Origin of the sequence: Arthrobacter oryzae, from assembly GCF_030812315.1 — a bacterium.
Taxonomy (GTDB): domain Bacteria; phylum Actinomycetota; class Actinomycetes; order Actinomycetales; family Micrococcaceae; genus Arthrobacter; species Arthrobacter oryzae_B.
This window is the reverse complement of the sequence record NZ_JAUSSM010000020.1, coordinates 37,636-52,028: the sequence shown is the minus strand read 5'-3', so window position 1 is coordinate 52,028 and position 14,393 is coordinate 37,636. Positions and strand designations below refer to the sequence as shown.

Annotated in this window: 17 protein-coding genes; 5 read left to right on the top strand and 12 right to left on the bottom strand. The window is 65.6% G+C overall.

What is annotated here, in order from left to right:
- On the top strand, positions 1-203 hold a 203-nt coding region (locus J2S97_RS22875; RefSeq protein ID WP_307052220.1), incomplete at its 5' end, for a hypothetical protein.
- Positions 204-345: 142 nt separating this feature from the next.
- Positions 346-477: a hypothetical protein gene (locus J2S97_RS22870; protein WP_307052219.1), complete on the top strand. Its 132-nt coding sequence runs from the start codon at positions 346-348 to the stop codon at positions 475-477.
- A gap of 85 nt (positions 478-562) precedes the next feature.
- On the opposite strand, the gene rpsN is transcribed toward J2S97_RS22870, so the two are convergent.
- The 6 genes from rpsN to J2S97_RS22840 form a co-directional block, all read right to left on the bottom strand.
- Positions 563-868, bottom strand: a complete 306-nt coding sequence (rpsN, locus tag J2S97_RS22865; RefSeq protein ID WP_043485315.1) for a 30S ribosomal protein S14 — start codon at positions 866-868, stop codon at positions 563-565.
- A gap of 5 nt (positions 869-873) precedes the next feature.
- Positions 874-1,041 (bottom strand): 50S ribosomal protein L33, encoded by a 168-nt coding sequence (gene rpmG, locus J2S97_RS22860; RefSeq protein ID WP_011693743.1) that lies wholly within the window; start codon positions 1,039-1,041, stop codon positions 874-876.
- On the bottom strand, positions 1,041-1,277 hold the full coding sequence (gene rpmB, locus J2S97_RS22855; protein ID WP_011693744.1) for a 50S ribosomal protein L28: 237 nt from the start codon (positions 1,275-1,277) through the stop codon (positions 1,041-1,043). The genes rpmG and rpmB overlap by 1 nt, the downstream gene beginning before the upstream one ends.
- Before the next feature lie 425 nt (positions 1,278-1,702).
- Complete coding sequence (locus J2S97_RS22850) at positions 1,703-2,464, bottom strand: SGNH/GDSL hydrolase family protein (RefSeq protein ID WP_307052218.1); 762 nt, start codon at positions 2,462-2,464, stop codon at positions 1,703-1,705.
- Positions 2,465-2,507: 43 nt separating this feature from the next.
- Complete coding sequence (glsA, locus tag J2S97_RS22845; RefSeq protein ID WP_307052217.1) at positions 2,508-4,313, bottom strand: glutaminase A; 1,806 nt, start codon at positions 4,311-4,313, stop codon at positions 2,508-2,510.
- Positions 4,314-4,339: 26 nt separating this feature from the next.
- The gene (locus tag J2S97_RS22840; protein ID WP_307052216.1) at positions 4,340-4,819 is read right to left on the bottom strand and encodes a MarR family winged helix-turn-helix transcriptional regulator; all 480 of its coding nucleotides are present in this window, start codon (positions 4,817-4,819) and stop codon (positions 4,340-4,342) included.
- Between the two features lie 39 nt (positions 4,820-4,858).
- Here J2S97_RS22840 and J2S97_RS22835 point away from each other — a divergent pair, with 39 nt between their 5' ends.
- Positions 4,859-5,146 carry a YciI family protein gene (locus J2S97_RS22835; protein ID WP_307052215.1) on the top strand — a complete coding sequence of 96 codons (288 nt, stop codon included), beginning with the start codon at positions 4,859-4,861 and terminating at the stop codon, positions 5,144-5,146.
- On the opposite strand, the gene J2S97_RS22830 is transcribed toward J2S97_RS22835, so the two are convergent.
- The 6 genes from J2S97_RS22830 to J2S97_RS22805 form a co-directional block, all read right to left on the bottom strand.
- Positions 5,143-6,000 carry an SGNH/GDSL hydrolase family protein gene (locus tag J2S97_RS22830; RefSeq protein ID WP_307052214.1) on the bottom strand — a complete coding sequence of 286 codons (858 nt, stop codon included), beginning with the start codon at positions 5,998-6,000 and terminating at the stop codon, positions 5,143-5,145. The two genes, J2S97_RS22835 and J2S97_RS22830, sit on opposite strands and share 4 nt — an antisense overlap.
- A 202-nt stretch (positions 6,001-6,202) precedes the next feature.
- The gene (locus J2S97_RS22825) at positions 6,203-7,210 is read right to left on the bottom strand and encodes a siderophore-interacting protein (protein WP_307052224.1); all 1,008 of its coding nucleotides are present in this window, start codon (positions 7,208-7,210) and stop codon (positions 6,203-6,205) included.
- 134 nt (positions 7,211-7,344) lie between these two features.
- Positions 7,345-8,175 carry an ABC transporter ATP-binding protein gene (locus J2S97_RS22820; RefSeq protein ID WP_307052213.1) on the bottom strand — a complete coding sequence of 277 codons (831 nt, stop codon included), beginning with the start codon at positions 8,173-8,175 and terminating at the stop codon, positions 7,345-7,347.
- Between the two features lies 1 nt (position 8,176).
- Entirely contained in the window at positions 8,177-9,235 is a 1,059-nt protein-coding gene (locus J2S97_RS22815) for a FecCD family ABC transporter permease (RefSeq protein ID WP_373460643.1), read from the bottom strand.
- 107 nt (positions 9,236-9,342) lie between these two features.
- A complete protein-coding gene (locus tag J2S97_RS22810; RefSeq protein WP_307052212.1) occupies positions 9,343-10,452 on the bottom strand; it encodes a FecCD family ABC transporter permease in 1,110 nt (369 codons plus the stop codon).
- A gap of 10 nt (positions 10,453-10,462) precedes the next feature.
- A complete protein-coding gene (locus J2S97_RS22805; protein WP_307052211.1) occupies positions 10,463-11,542 on the bottom strand; it encodes an iron-siderophore ABC transporter substrate-binding protein in 1,080 nt (359 codons plus the stop codon).
- A gap of 239 nt (positions 11,543-11,781) precedes the next feature.
- On the opposite strand from J2S97_RS22805, the gene J2S97_RS22800 reads away from it, so the two are divergent.
- Positions 11,782-13,734, top strand: coding sequence for an MFS transporter (locus tag J2S97_RS22800; RefSeq protein ID WP_307052210.1), 1,953 nt, complete (start codon positions 11,782-11,784; stop codon positions 13,732-13,734).
- Positions 13,731-14,342, top strand: coding sequence for a TetR/AcrR family transcriptional regulator (locus tag J2S97_RS22795; protein WP_307052209.1), 612 nt, complete (start codon positions 13,731-13,733; stop codon positions 14,340-14,342). Before J2S97_RS22800 ends, J2S97_RS22795 begins: the two co-directional genes overlap by 4 nt.
- The last annotated feature ends 51 nt before the right edge of the window (positions 14,343-14,393 follow it).

Genomic DNA, 14,393 nt, shown 5'->3' with positions numbered 1-14,393 from the left:
CACTATTGAGTTCTCAAACAACAGACACACCCGGCACCACCACAACCAACAACTCGGTCGCGGATCGCTCCGGAGCAACTTTCCAAACTTACCCGGTTTCAAGACTCAAAGCAAATCAACGTTTCCGCGATCCGCCGGTCATCAAGACCATCCCCACCCTTGCACAGCACGCCAAGTGGCGAACCATTTTTCAGGCTGTTTAGAAGGGGTTTGGCCGCCTTCGGTAACCAGCATCTCGCCGGCCCCCTCTCGGCGACTTAGAAAACAATACACCTACTTTGGCCCTGCCGCAAACCCTCCCCGGTATAGGTGCCAAACCCCCGCCAATCCGGGCCCAGATGGGGCATGCGAGGCACTTCCACGGCGCCGTCGTCGTTCTTGGTCTCTGTGGGCTCCGTCACCGCACGGGACCCGCCGGCGCAACCCGGTACGGCGGCGTCGCACTACACCCTGTTCGGCAGCGTCAGCCGGGCCTAAACGCAAGAAGGGCCGGCAACCGTGAGGTTGCCGGCCCTTCTTAGACCACTGGAATCAGCAGTGCTGGCTTAGCAGCAGTGTTGAATTACCAGGAAGACTTGGTGATGCCCGGGAGCTCACCGCGGTGAGCCATGTCGCGGAAGCGAACACGGGAGATACCGAACTTCTGGAAGGTACCGCGGGGACGGCCATCGATGATGTCGCGGTTACGCAGACGTACCGGGGAGGCGTTGCGGGGCAGCTTCTGCAGGCCGAGGCGTGCAGCTTCGCGTGCTTCGTCGGTTGAGTTGGGGTCAACCAGGGCCTTCTTCAGTTCGAGGCGCTTTGCAGCATAGCGCTCGACGATGACTTTACGCTGTTCGTTCTTAGCGATCATTGACTTCTTAGCCATAGTGCTTAGCGCTCCTCTCGGAATTCGACGTGCTTGCGGATGCGGGGGTCGTACTTCTTCAGAACCATGCGGTCCGGGTCGTTACGACGGTTCTTGCGCGTGACGTAGGTGTAACCCGTGCCAGCGGTCGACTTGAGCTTGATGATCGGACGTACGTCCTTGTCCTTAGCCATTAGAGCTTCACTCCTCGTGCCAGGATGGCGGCTACGACTACGTCGATGCCACGCACGTCGATGGTCTTGATGCCACGTGCAGAGACCTGCAGGGTGACATTACGGCGCAGGGACGGAACCCAGTAGCGCTTCTTCTGGATGTTCGGGTCGAACCGGCGCTTGTTGCGGCGGTGCGAGTGCGAAATGCTGTGTCCAAAGCCCGGCTCGGCTCCGGTCACCTGGCAGTGTGCTGCCATGACGACTCTCCTCATGAAAATAAATGAAACGGTCCGCAGCGTTCCGCGTACCGTGCGACAGGCGGCGTCCGCATCCAGCGTTCACATGTCCGGTGTTCCGCAGGGGTGGACATCCGGCAAAAGCCGGCTGTTTTCCGCACTGCGGCGAAGATGATTGGCCACGAATACCGGGCAGAGGAATCCACTGCGAAGTACCGGGATGCTGGGCGAATACAGGAGTGCACGCAACTTGAGCCCCTAACTACCGGCCTTGAGGACTGCCATCATTGAGGACAGATCCCGCCAACCGGAGCAATTGCACACGCTCCGCGCCACCTAGCGCCTACCAAGTCTACGAGCTTGACTAATTAAAGGCCAATCGGGTAACCATCAATGCCGCCCGGGGGTGTATAAGCCCGCCGGCCTCACACGCCGGGCAGGCCAGCTTAGAGGCGGGTGAGCGCCGGGTACCGCGGCAGCAGGCCGTCGCCCGAAGACTTGCCTGTGACCCGGCGGACCACCCACGGTCCCGCAAACTCCCGCACCCAGCGCGCGTTCGCGCGGATGGCATCGGCCCGGCTCATCTCGGGAACAGGTGTCATGGGCGGCACATCGATGGAGTGATCGTGCTCCAAGACCGTCAGCACCCTCTTGGCCATGTTCGCGTTACCGGCAGCAGACATGTGCATCCGGTCCTTGGCCCACATTCCCCAGTCGTAGTATTCGCTGAAGCGCCAGTAGTCCACCAGCAGGGCGCCGTGATCGCCCGCGATGCCGCGCACCAGTTCGTTGTAGATGGCGGTCCGGCCGCGCATGGTGCCAAAGACCTTGGAGCCGCGGGCGTCGAAGCCCGTGAACATCACCACAGTGGCGCCGGTGGCACTCAGCTTGCGGATGCCGGCGTCGTACTCCGCCAAGAGGTCGTCGATGTCGATCTTGGGGCGGAGGATATCGTTGGCCCCCGCATAAATGGTCACCAGAGTGGGTTTAAGTTCGACGGCGGCGTCCACCTGCTCGGCCATGATCTGCCGGAGCTTCCTGCCGCGGATGGCGAGGTTGGCGTAGCCACACGACGGGTCCGCGGCGCAGAGCTGCTCAGCTACCCGGTCTGCCCAGCCCCGAACGCCGTTCGGGCGGGCAGGATCGTCGTCGCCGACGCCTTCCGTGAACGAATCTCCCAAGGCTACATAGCGGGCGGCAAAATCCATATCGATAGTCTGCCACCTGTTGCCGGGAGCAACAAAGCGGTGGCTAGCTGCGGATCCGGACCGCCGATTCCCGCAGGTACTGTTCCACGCGTGTGTAGGCGTCACGGGTCAGGGCCTTCCACAGGGCGATGGCCAGCCTGGGGTCAGTGGATTCAAGGTCGGAGATTGCCTCGGCGCTGAGCACCATCACTTCCACGGGGCCGTCCGCCCTGACCGTGGTTTCCTGCCTGTTGCCGCTACCCAGGGCCAGCTCGCCGAATGTCATGCCGGCGCTGAGGGTGTTGAGCTTCACCCGGTCCGACGTGGGTCCGGGCGACGTGCTGCTCACCTTGCCCGAGGTTATGAAGTAGACCCCGCCGAACCGCAGTCCGATGCGGCGGATGACGTCGCCGTCGTCGTACTTCTTCGCCGTCATGAGGCTTTGCAGTGCCAGCGCGTCCGCCTCATCGAGCGGCGCCAGCGCCGGCGAGTCCGTGACCGGCACGTGGTCCCGGAGCAGCAGCCGGTCACCGTACTTCGCCAGCAGCCGGTTTTCACAGAATTCGACGGCGGCGCTTCGGGACGAGAAGGAGGGCACAGCCCCGCCAAGGGACTCCGCCACCGCCCCGTCCGCCTCGATCAGCACCAAATCGCGGCCGGCGTCGGACAGCCCTTCCCGGGATTTTTCCAGCAGGCGCAGCGCCACATCGCTGACCTGATCGGTCCGGCGGAAATCCAGGACCACGAGCTCGACGTCGTCGTCCAGGCCGCTGAGCTCGCGCACCATGGATTCGGACCCGGCAAAGAGGAGGTCGCCGTTGAGTTCGATCACCCGCGCCCGGTTCCCGTGGGCGCGGAGAACATCGGACGCTTCAGCATTGCGCCGGATGCCCGACGGTGTTTCAGTGACGTCGTAGGCGGCAAGTATGGCCGAACGGCCGGTGCGCGCAGCCCTCACAAAGTGCAACTCCATGTCCCGGGAAAGCCGCTGGGCAGTGGCCAGGCCCCTGACGCTGCCGCCGTGTTCATCGAGCGGCGGCGAGTAGACTGCCAGCCCCACCTGACCCGGAAGGACCGCGATGATCCCGCCGGCAACACCACTCTTTCCGGCCATGCCCACACTGCTGATCCAGGCCCCGGCGTCGTCGTACATGCCGGAGGTCATCATCACCGACAACACGCGCTCCACCGGGCCGATCTCCAGCACCTGCCGGTGCGTCAGCGGGTTCTTTCCGCCGTTCGCGAGGGTGGCGGCCATGATGGCGAGGTCGAAGCTGTTGACCATGACCGAGCACTGGCGAAAGTAGTCCTCCAGGACGGGCGTCGGGTCGTCTTCGATGATATTGAAGGAGCGCAGCAGGTGGGCCAGAGCCGTGTTGCGGTGGCCGTGCTTCAGCTCGGACTCGAAGACCTTCTCGTTGACCGAAAGCTGCCGGCCCGCGAATGCCGAGTAGGTGCTGAGGATCCGTTTGAAGCTCGACTGGCCACCGGATCCCCTGATCAGGGACGTGGCGGTGAGTGCTCCCGCGTTGATCATAGCGTTCGCGGGGCGGCCGGTCCCTTCTGCCAATGAGATCTCGTTGAAGGAGTCACCGGAGGGTTCCACATCCACCTTGGCGTCCACAGCGTCGCTGCCGAGGTCTTCAAGGGCCAGCCCGTATGTGAATGGCTTCGAGATGGACTGGATGGTGAATTCCGTGCGGGTATCGCCGACTTCGTAAACCTGTCCGTCCACTGTGGCCAGCGCAATGCCGAAGTTGTCCGGGTCCACGTTGGCCATCGCCGGAATGGTGCTGTAGGGCTTGCCGTCCTTAAGCTGGGCGATCTCGGCGTGGACCTGGCGCAAGTAGCTCTGGATGGGCGATTCCATGGAAGCAACACTACGGGCGTTGCAGGTCAGGACTCGCGCAAAATCCAGTGATCGGCATCCAGGCGGCCGACGATCTTCTCGCCAATGCGGGCCAGGTCAGCGACGTCGCGCTCGGACAGAGCGTCGAGGAACAGGGAACGGACGGCTTCCACATGGCCCGGCGCGAGCTCCACGATGGTGGCCATTCCGTCGTCGGTCAGGTGGGCAGTGGTGACACGAGCGTCCCGCGGATGAGGCTGGCGCTCCACCCAGCCACGGTTCTGCAGCTTGGTGACCACGTGCGACAGCCGCGACAGCGAGGCGCTGGTACGGGCGGCGAGCTCGCTCATCGGCAGGAAGCGGCCTTCCGCTTCGGAGAGCATGGCGAGCACGTTGTAGTCGAAGAGCGAAAGCTTGCCCGCCGCGTGCAGCTTCGTGTCCAGCGCCGCCGGCAGCAAGGTATTGATACTGAGCTGGGCAAGCCAGGCACGGCGTTCGTCGGCGTTGAGCCAGCGCGGTTCAGTCATGGATACATCCTAGATTGGCGGAACCGGTAGGCTGACCGCATGTACGTAGTCTCCCTGACCTATAAGGTTCCCGAAGAGATCGTCGATTTCCATCTGAAGGCGCACGTCGAGTGGCTGCAGGACGCTTTCGACCAGGGCATCTTCATCGTCGCCGGCCGGAAAATTCCCCGCACCGGAGCGCTGCTGCTGTCGAATGCGGACCGCGCCAGCCTGGACGCGTCGCTGGTGAAGGACCCCTTCTACACGAACGGGGTGGCGGAGTTCGACGTCGAGGAATTCCACGCCGGCAGGGTGGCGCCGGGCTTCGAGAACCTTCTCGACAGCTAGTCCTTCTTTGGTGCCGCCGTCTCACGCGGCGGCTTTGCCGTCAGTTTCTTCAGCCCGCCCTTCCGGGGGACCTTCACCGGTTCCGGCCAGCGCGGGCTGAGTCGGTCACCGAGGGTGACGCCGCGAAGCTTGCGGCCAAAGAGCGGCAGCACCCAGTCGTGCACCCAGCGCCGTTGCCGCTGCTCCCACTCCCGCAGGCTCAGCCTTTCCGGCGGTTCCCACTCCAGGGGACTGATCTTGTGCGGCACGCCCAGATGGTCCAGGACCTGCGCGGCCAGGTACTTGTGGCCTGCCTTGGACATGTGCAGGCGGTCCGAATCCCACATCCGCCGGTCATGGAACGCATCGAAGCACCAGTAGTCCACGAGCACGGCGTTGTACTTGGCCGCAATTTCCCGGACCCGGCGGTTGTAGGCGGTATTGCGTTTCTTCAGGGGCTCCAGGACAGCGGACACCTTGACGTCGAAGCCTGTGAAAAGCACCACGGTGGCACCCGTTGCGGCGAGCCGGGACACGAGGGTCTCGTAGTCGGCCATGAGCGCATCAACATCCGTACCGAAGTCGAGGATGTCGTTGCCGCCGGCGTACAGGGTCACCAGCGTGGGCTCCATCGCCAGCGCCGGTTCCAGCTGCTCGTCGATGATGTGGCGAAGCCTCTTGCTGCGGATGGCAAGGTTCGCGTACTCCCACCCCGGTTCGGCCTTGGCCAGCTTTTCTGCGACCCGGTCCGCCCAGCCGCGCACGCCATTGGGCAGCCGCTTGCTGCGGTCCCCCACTCCCTCGGTGAACGAATCCCCCAAGGCAACAAAGACCCGCCGCCCTCCCCGGTCCGGAAGCAAAGGAAATGAACCCACCCCGGCACCCTAACCAACCCAAAAAGCCGTCAGGGAAAGGGAGGGTTAACCCAAGGTGAGAAACGGCGCTGCCGGCGGCGCTGCTTTGCAAGGAGCGCATCGCCGACCAGAGCGCAGTGAGGCCGCCCGCGGCCGAGGGAAGCGGCGGGAGGTGTCTAAGCGACGGCAAAGGAGCGCCGACGGCGAACCGAACCCGCCAGGGCTAAAGCTCGGCTTTCCCCTGACGCCAGTAGCCCATGAACGCGACCTGCTTGCGGTCGATGCCGACGTCGCGCACCAGGTAGCGGCGCAGGTCCTTGATGACTCCTGCTTCGCCTGCTATCCAGGCGTAGAACGGCATGGCACCTGCGGGCATTCCGGGGTTCTTCGTGGCGGCGATGGCCGCGGTCTCCATCCTCGCGGGCGTTTCCCAGAGGATGTCCTGGTCCACGTCCACATCTTCCGGTTCCGGGCCGGCCCCGCCAGCGACTGACTTGATGCCGACCCAGCCCGGCTCGGGAACAGCGGCGCGGACGGCTTCCTGCAGGAGTTCGCCGTGCGGGCGTGAGCGTCCGATAGACGCGCCGCGCGCCAGCCAGGTGATCTCGACGTCGGCGTCCGACTTCAGGTCCAAAAAATCGCCGGCCTCAGGGACCTCAAGGAACGCGTGCCCGCTCATGTACGCCGGGAGGCTTTCCAGGATCGCGCTGATGGCGGGAACCGCGGTTTCGTCGCCTGCGAGCAGCACGCGCTGGGCCAGGCCCGGCCGCCATTCGATGCCGGAGTAGATCTCGGCTGTGACACAGTGCGCGGCCCGGTTGTTGGGTCCGATGATGGTGAGCGTGTCCCCGGGCTTGGCGTTCAGTGCCCAGTTTGCCGCGGGACCGCCGTGGCCCTCGGAGTCGAAGTGCATCACGAAGTCCACGTCGATCTCGGGGTAGACGGCGTCGAGCCGTTCCCGCCTCACGGTGTAGGTGCGCATCGAACCGCGGGTCGCGGGGTCCATGGCGAGCCACTCCCGGTACCAGCCGGCCTGGTCCATCTGGAACACCGGAAGCGGCAGCTGGGAACCGTCCCCGGCAAGGGACGGGATCATCAGCTTGATGCGGAGGTCCAGGGTTCCACCATGGACGCCGAAGTCGCGCAGGGAGTACCCGCCGAAGGTGACGCGGCGGAAGTTGGGACTGAGTTCCTGCACAGCGGTGATCGTCACGTCGAAGGCCAGCGTCATGGGTTCGGTAGCCGCCTGGTCCCTGACGGCGGAATTCGCACCCGCCGAATTCCCCCGGGCCGAATTCGCACGCCGCGCCCGTGCCTGGCTGATGTCTACTGCGTTGCCGTCGGTTGCATTGCTGTTAACTGCCCTCATAGGACCAACTCCAGGGTTGTGGTTTCGGCTTTTGGGAAATCAGTGTGGTGCCGGCCGAGCGGAATGATCAGCGGTGTGCCGGAAATGGGGTCGGGGAGCACCCGCGAGTCCAGGCCGAACACGTCCCGGACCAGGTCCTCGGTGACCACGTCAGTCGAGGCGCCCTCGGCCACGATCCTGCCGCCCTTCATGGCGATCACGTGGTCCGCGTATCGAGCCGCGAGATTCAGGTCGTGGAGGACGATGGCAACGGTGGTGCCGCGCTGGCGGTTGAGGTCCGTGATCAGGTCCAGCACTTCGACCTGGTGGGCAAGGTCCAGGTAGGTGGTGGGTTCGTCCAGGAGCAGCACCTCGGTCTCCTGGGCCAGTGCCATCGCGATCCAGACCCGCTGGCGCTGGCCGCCGGACAGTTCGTCGACGTTGCGGCCGGCGAGCTCCAGCGTTTCGGTGGCCTCGAGCGCACGCTGCACGGCGGCGTCGTCGTCGGTTGACCAGCTGCGGAAGAAGCCCTGGTGCGGGTAGCGCCCGCGTCCCACCAGGTCGCGGACCGTAATGCCGTCCGGGGCGGTGGGATGCTGGGGCAGGAGGCCCAGGGTCCGGGCAACGTCGCGGGCGGAGCGGGCGTGGATGTCCCTGCCGTCCAGTGTCACCGTGCCGGCCGCCGGTTTCAGCAGCCGGGACAGCCCGCGGAGCAGGGTGGACTTGCCGCAGGCGTTGGCGCCCACGATCATGGTCACTTTGCCTTCCGGGATTTCCGCCTGCAGCCCTTCAACCACGGTGCGCTGGGCATATTTGAGGGTCAGGTCCGTGGCGCGCAGAACAGCCATGTCAGGCATCCTTTCGGTTGGAAGTGACCAGCAGCCACAGCAGGAACGGGGCGCCCAGGGCGCCGGTGATCACGCCTACCGGCAGGACGGTGCCGTGCAGCAGCATGGGAGCGATGTTCGCCGCGAAGTAGTCCGCGGCCAGCACGATCAGCGCGCCGACGAAGGCCGACGCCGGGAGGCTGGCTTTTGCGGTGAAGCGGCGGGCGATTGGTCCGGCCAGGAAGGCGACGAACGCGACCGGGCCGGCTGCCGCCGTCGCCACTGCCGCGAGTGCCACGGCGACGATCACCACGGCGAGCCGGGTAAAGCCGACCCTGATGCCGAGCCCGGCAGCGGCATCATCGCCGAGCTCCAGGATGCGCAGGGGGCCGGACAGCGCCGCCACGGCAGGGACCAGGACCAGCAGGGCAAGGCTGAGGACGCCGGCGCGGTCCCAGCTGGCGGAGTTAAGGGAGCCGTTCAGCCACACCAGGGCGTCGGCGGCCGTGCGGATGTCCGCCCGGGTCATGAGGAAGCTGACCACGGCGTGGAGTGCGGCGGCGATGCCCACACCCGCCAGGATCAGCCGGCTGCCGGCCGCATTGCCGCTGTTCCCGCCGCCCGACCCCAAAGATCCGCCGCGCGAGATGGCGTAGATGAGCGCGGCGACACCCAACGCACCGGCGAGGGCAGCACCGGAGACCACGGCCCCGGACGCGCCAAAAACAACGATTGCCGTGACGGCGGCGGCGCTGGCCCCGTAGCTGATGCCGATGACGTCCGGGCTGGCCAGCGGGTTGCGCAGCATGGTTTGGAAGAGGCCGCCGGCGAGGCCGAACGCGGCACCGATCATGGTGCCGATCACCGCGCGGGGGAGCTTGTTTTCCATCACGATGAAGCTGGCACCGGGGATCTTCTGGCCGCCGGTGAGGTGGGCGAACAGGATCTTGAAGAAGTCAGGGATCGTGACGGTGTAACTGCCCAGGAGCACGCTGACGGCGAAGAGGACCACGACGGCGAACGCAAGGACGGCGGTCCGGGTCAGGACGGTCCGGCTCAGTATGCTCGCGCGAACTGGCAGGTAATGCCGTGTTTTCGCGGTTTTGAGGGCGTTATCTGCCCGTTCGCGCCCCGCGCCGGGCGCGTTTTCGCCCAGTTCGCGCCCCACGGAGGCGAGGTCTGACTTGCTCACAGCCCGGCCCCCTTGCCGCGGCGGACCAGCCACACGAAGACGGGTGCTCCGACCAAGGCAGTCATGATTCCCGCCGGAACTTCGCCGGGCAGGAGGATCACGCGGCCCAGGATGTCGGCGGACAGCAGGAGCACCGGTGCCAGGACGAGGGAGAAAGGCAGGATCCAGCGGTAGTCGGGCCCGGTCAGGAATCGGACGGCGTGTGGAATGACGAGACCCACGAAGCCGATGGGTCCGGCGAGGGCAGTGGCAGCTCCGCACAGCAGGACGATCCCCAGGGCGGTGACGCCGCGGACCAGTCCCACGCGCTGTCCCAGGCCGCGGGCGATGTCGTCACCCAGGGCCAGGCTGTTGAGGATCCGGCCGGTGGCCAGCACAATGCCTGCGCCAAGAATTAGGAACGGCACACCGGGCAGCACCACTGACCAGTCGCGCCCGGCGATTCCGCCCACCTGCCAGAACCGGAACCGGTCCAAGGTGTCCTGGCTCGAGACGAGAATGACGTTCATGAGCGAGTAGAGTCCCGCGCTCAGGGCAGCGCCCGCGAGGGCGAGCTTCACCGGCGTCGCGCCCTCCCGGCCCAACGAAGCGACCAGATAGACGACGACGGCGGCGGCCGCGGCGCCGATGAAGGCGAACCAGATGTAGCCGGTCAGGGAAGAGATCCCAAAAACGTAGATGCCGGTGACTACGGCCAGCGCGGCTCCGGCATTGACCCCCATGATGCCGGGGTCGGCCAGCGGGTTGCGGGCCACGCCCTGCATGGCGGCGCCGGCCAGGCCGAGGGCGCCTCCGGCGAGCAGGCCCAGGACGGTGCGCGGGATGCGGGCATGCACCACGGCGTGATTGCCGTTGGCGGGATCAAACTGCGCCAGCGCCTGCCACACGGTTTCGAGGGGAAGTCCGCGGGCACCGACAGCCAGCGACGCTGCGGAAACAACAACAAGTACGACGACGGCGGCCAGCAGCCAGGCAGCGCGAACGGGCAGCTGCGGCCCTTGCTCAGGCGTTTGGAGGGCCTCAAGTGCCCGTTCGCGCGTGGTGCCGGGCGCCGAAGGTGCGTTGAGCGCACTGCCGGCGGGCGCCGTCGTCGTACTTTTCGTCATGGAACTGCTGTTACTTCACTGCGCCGTTGACTTTGTCCGCTGCGCTAGCAAGCTGCGGCAGGAACGTGTCCAGCGACCACGGCAGGCTCAGGGGCGAAGAGGCCGAGATGGACAGCGTAAGCGTGTTATCCGAGTCAGCAACCAGGGCGCCGCTCTTGATGGCCGGGATCTGGCCCAGCAGCGGGTCGGCCTTGATGGAATCAGTCGTGGCGGCATCCGGAACCCAGGTGACAAAGATGTCCGATTCGAGTTCGTTCGCCTTCTCGGCGGACCACGGGATGAAGAACTCCTTGGAGCCCTTCGAGTTGTCTTCAACGACGGGGGCCAGCTTCAGGCCGATCTCGCTCAGGAAGCGGGGGCGGTTGTCATTAGCGGTGTAGACGTTGACGCCGTCGCTCTTGGCCGGTTCCAGGTTGCCGTAGATGAAGCTCTTGTCGGCCAGCTGCGGGTACTTGGAGACCTTGTCCTTGATGGTGGCTTCGGTGTCGGAGACCAGCTTGGTGGCCTCCGCTTCCTTGCCCAGGGCCTTGCCGATGATGTTCGTGGAATCCTGCCAGGAGGTGCCGTAGGCGATCTCGGGGTGGGCAACCACGGGCGCGATTTCGCTGAGCTTCTTGTAGTCCTCTTCGGTCAGGCCGGAGTAGGCGCCCAGGATGACGTCCGGGTTGAGCTTGGCGATCTCGGTGAAGTTGATTCCGTCAGCTTCGGAGAACTGGACGGGAGCCTTCGCGGTGCCGAAGCCGGCGCCGAGCTCTTCCAGCTTGGCGTCCTTCCACGGTGTGGAGCCCTTGTCGTTGCCGCCCCACTCGTTCTTCGGGACGCCCACGGGAACAACGCCCAGGGCCAGGGCAACATCGTCGTTAACCCAGGACACCGTGACCACGCGCTGGGGCTGGGACTCGATGGTGGTTTCGCCAAAAACATGCTTGATGGTGACGGGGAAAGCAGCCGAGGCGGCTGCGGAAGAAGCCGGAGCGGAGGTGGCGGGGCCAGTAGAGCAGCCGGTCAGTGAAAGGGCGACGGCGGCCAGGGCGGCCGTCGCGGTGCCTGCGGTCTTGAGCAGGGCGCGGCGTGGGAGAAGGGTAGCCACGGGACTCCTTAAGTAAGTGATGCGAACCCGAGTAAGGCTAGCCTATCCTTCTGTGTATTAAGCAAGCTTTGCGTAACGTAATTGTCTCAATCCTCGCGTAGCCGTGCGTGAGCGGGCAAAAGTGGCGCGTCACACGGTGAATTGTCTTGATGCAGCAGGGTGAACGGTGGTTCACTTTTAGGAGAGTAAACGCGCGTTCACCCCTTGTGGCCGCCTCCACGCCCAGAAGGTCCCGCCCCATGTCCCAACCCCGCAGCAGACCCCTGTCCCCCGGCGCCATCACGGCGGTCCTCGCCCTGAGCGGAACCGTCGTGGCACTGATGCAGACCCTTGTAGTGCCGCTCCTTCCGGACTTCCCCGGGATCCTGGGCGTAACAGCCGATGACGCCTCCTGGCTTGTGACGGCGACCCTGCTCTCCAGCGCCGTGGCCACTCCGATCGTGTCCCGCAGTGCCGACATGTACGGGAAGCGGAAAATGATGGTGATCTGCCTGGCGATCATGGTCGCGGGCTCTGTCGTGGCGGCGGTAGGCGGCAGCTTCCTCTGGCTCATCGTCGGCCGGGCCCTGCAGGGATTCTCGTCGGCCCTGATCCCCGTGGGCATCAGCATCATGCGCGACGAACTGCCCAAGGAAAAGATGGGCTCCGCCGTCGCCCTGATGAGCGCCACACTGGGCATCGGCAGTGCCATGGGCCTCCCGCTTGCCGGGCTGCTCTACGAAAGCCTCGGCTGGGAGTCCATCTTCTGGGTCTCCGCGGCCGCCGGCTCCCTGCTGCTCGCCGCCGTCGTCCTGGTGGTCCCCGAATCCAAAGTGCGCACCCCCGGCCGGTTCGACTACCTCGGCGCTGTGGTGCTCTCCGCGGCACTGGCGGCACTACTCCTGGCCATTTCCAAAGGTGGCTCGTGGGGCTGGGGTTCCGAGCCGGTGCTGCTGCTGTTCCTCGCCGCCGCAGTCCTCCTGGCCGCCTGGGTGCCGTACGAGCTGAAGGTCAGCCAGCCGATGGTGGACCTCCGCACGTCCGGGCGGCGTCCTGTCCTCCTGACCAACCTGGCGTCCCTGTTGGTCGGCTTTGCCATGTTCGCCAACATGCTCCTTACCACCCAGCAGCTTCAGCTGCCCGCCTCCACCGGCTACGGATTCCAGTTGAGCGTCATCACTGCGGGCCTCTGCATGGTCCCATCCGGCCTCGCCATGGTGGTTTTCGCTCCCGTTTCCGGCGGCATCATCCGGCGGTTCGGCGGCAAGCCGGCGCTGATCGCAGGTGCGGCAGTCATGGTGGTGGGCTACGTGGGCCGCGTCTTCTTCTGGGATTCCATTGCCTCGGTGATTGTCGGCTCCACAGTGGTCAGCATCGGCACGGCAATCGCTTACGCGGCAATGCCCACGCTGATCATGGGCGCCGTGCCCATCACCGAAACAGCCTCGGCCAACGGCCTCAACAGCCTGGTGCGGTCCATCGGAACCTCGACGTCGAGTGCTGCCGTCGCCGCGGTCCTCACGTCCGTGACCATCACCGTGGGATCCGCCCGGCTGCCGTCCTTCGAGGCGTTCAAGGACGTCTTCTGGATGGCCGCCCTGGCGTCCGCAGCGTCCATGGTGGCCGCGGTGTTCATCCCGCGGGCCGCGGCCGCCGCGAAGGCCGTGGTTCCGGCGCCGGCCGCCACCGAACTGGTGGTTCAGGGCCGCGTCCTGACATCCGACCGCCGCCCCGTCACTCCCGCCGTCGTCACCGTCCTGCATACCAGCGGCAATCCGGTGGACTGGAGCCGGGTGGACAGCGACGGCAACTATTCGGTGGCGCTGCCCGGAGCGGGGAAATACCTGATGGTGGCCAACGCCGCCGGTTGGGCGCCGATGGCGGAGGTCTTCGATTTCGACGGACGCACGCTTCAGCAGAATTTCCACCTGGACCACCGATTGGAATTGGCCGGAACTGCCACCGTGGGAGGCGCAGTCCTTCCGGACGCCGTGGTCACCCTGTTGCAGGCCTCCGGCGAACATGTGGGCACCATAACTACAGACTCACGGGGCCGGTATTCGCTGCCGCTGCCCCTGGCAGGCCGTTACATCGTGACCTTGCTGCATCCGGCGACCCACCAGGCCATGGCTCGGAAACTCGCAGTGGACAACCGCTCGGTGACGGCAGACCTGGCGATGCAAGCTCCGGCCGGACAGCTGGTGGACGCATGAGCGCGGGCTGTCCCCCGGGCTCTCCGGGCCATGCGGCAGGTGCCGGAGGCGGCGGCCGGGACGGCGTATCCAGCCGCGAAGCGATCCTGGATTCTGCCGGGAGGCTGTTCGGGGAGCGCGGCTACCGCGGCGTGACGGTCCGCGACATCGCCTCCGACGCCGGCGTTTCCGCGGCCCTGGTGATGAAGTTGTACAGCTCCAAGGAGAAGCTGTTCGCCCAGGCTAAACCGGACGAATCACTTCTGTCCGACCTCGACGTACCAGTCGCAGAACTGGGCAGCGCCCTCGTCTTCCGCGTGCTGATGCGCCGGGAACGCGGACTGAAGGAACCGTGGGCCATGCTCCCCTTCATCATCCAGGACTCACCCACGCCCGACGACGCCCGCTCGGAAACACGCGAACGGTACCTTTCCGGCATTGCCGGCCTCCTGAAAGACACGACGCCCGAGCGGCTTTACGCTTCCACCGTGGTGGCTCTGATGACCGGGTTTGGCGAAGCCGTGCGGACGCTTGGCATGTTCGAAGGCTGGAATTTCGACGAACTGGTGGCCCACTACGGCGCGATCGTCCAGTCGCAGATCGACGCCTGCCAGGCCAATTGCCGCTGACATCCCGAACGCTCTCTCACATCCTGCGCCCATTTCCCCAACGGTCTCTCA

What these genes read in the sequence shown, in the direction of transcription:
- J2S97_RS22840 (WP_307052216.1), bottom strand. Translation starts at nt 4,819, where the DNA reads ATGACTGAACCGCGCTGGCTCAACGCCGACGAACGCCGTGCCTGGCTT.
- J2S97_RS22795 (WP_307052209.1), top strand. Translation starts at nt 13,731, where the DNA reads ATGAGCGCGGGCTGTCCCCCGGGCTCTCCGGGCCATGCGGCAGGTGCC.
- rpsN (WP_043485315.1), bottom strand. Translation starts at nt 868, where the DNA reads ATGGCTAAGAAGTCAATGATCGCTAAGAACGAACAGCGTAAAGTCATC.
- J2S97_RS22820 (WP_307052213.1), bottom strand. Translation starts at nt 8,175, where the DNA reads ATGGCTGTTCTGCGCGCCACGGACCTGACCCTCAAATATGCCCAGCGC.
- J2S97_RS22870 (WP_307052219.1), top strand. Translation starts at nt 346, where the DNA reads ATGCGAGGCACTTCCACGGCGCCGTCGTCGTTCTTGGTCTCTGTGGGC.
- rpmG (WP_011693743.1), bottom strand. Translation starts at nt 1,041, where the DNA reads ATGGCTAAGGACAAGGACGTACGTCCGATCATCAAGCTCAAGTCGACC.
- J2S97_RS22850 (WP_307052218.1), bottom strand. Translation starts at nt 2,464, where the DNA reads ATGGATTTTGCCGCCCGCTATGTAGCCTTGGGAGATTCGTTCACGGAA.
- J2S97_RS22835 (WP_307052215.1), top strand. Translation starts at nt 4,859, where the DNA reads ATGTACGTAGTCTCCCTGACCTATAAGGTTCCCGAAGAGATCGTCGAT.
- J2S97_RS22825 (WP_307052224.1), bottom strand. Translation starts at nt 7,210, where the DNA reads ATGACGCTGGCCTTCGACGTGACGATCACCGCTGTGCAGGAACTCAGT.
- rpmB (WP_011693744.1), bottom strand. Translation starts at nt 1,277, where the DNA reads ATGGCAGCACACTGCCAGGTGACCGGAGCCGAGCCGGGCTTTGGACAC.
- J2S97_RS22810 (WP_307052212.1), bottom strand. Translation starts at nt 10,452, where the DNA reads ATGACGAAAAGTACGACGACGGCGCCCGCCGGCAGTGCGCTCAACGCA.
- glsA (WP_307052217.1), bottom strand. Translation starts at nt 4,313, where the DNA reads ATGGAATCGCCCATCCAGAGCTACTTGCGCCAGGTCCACGCCGAGATC.
- J2S97_RS22800 (WP_307052210.1), top strand. Translation starts at nt 11,782, where the DNA reads ATGTCCCAACCCCGCAGCAGACCCCTGTCCCCCGGCGCCATCACGGCG.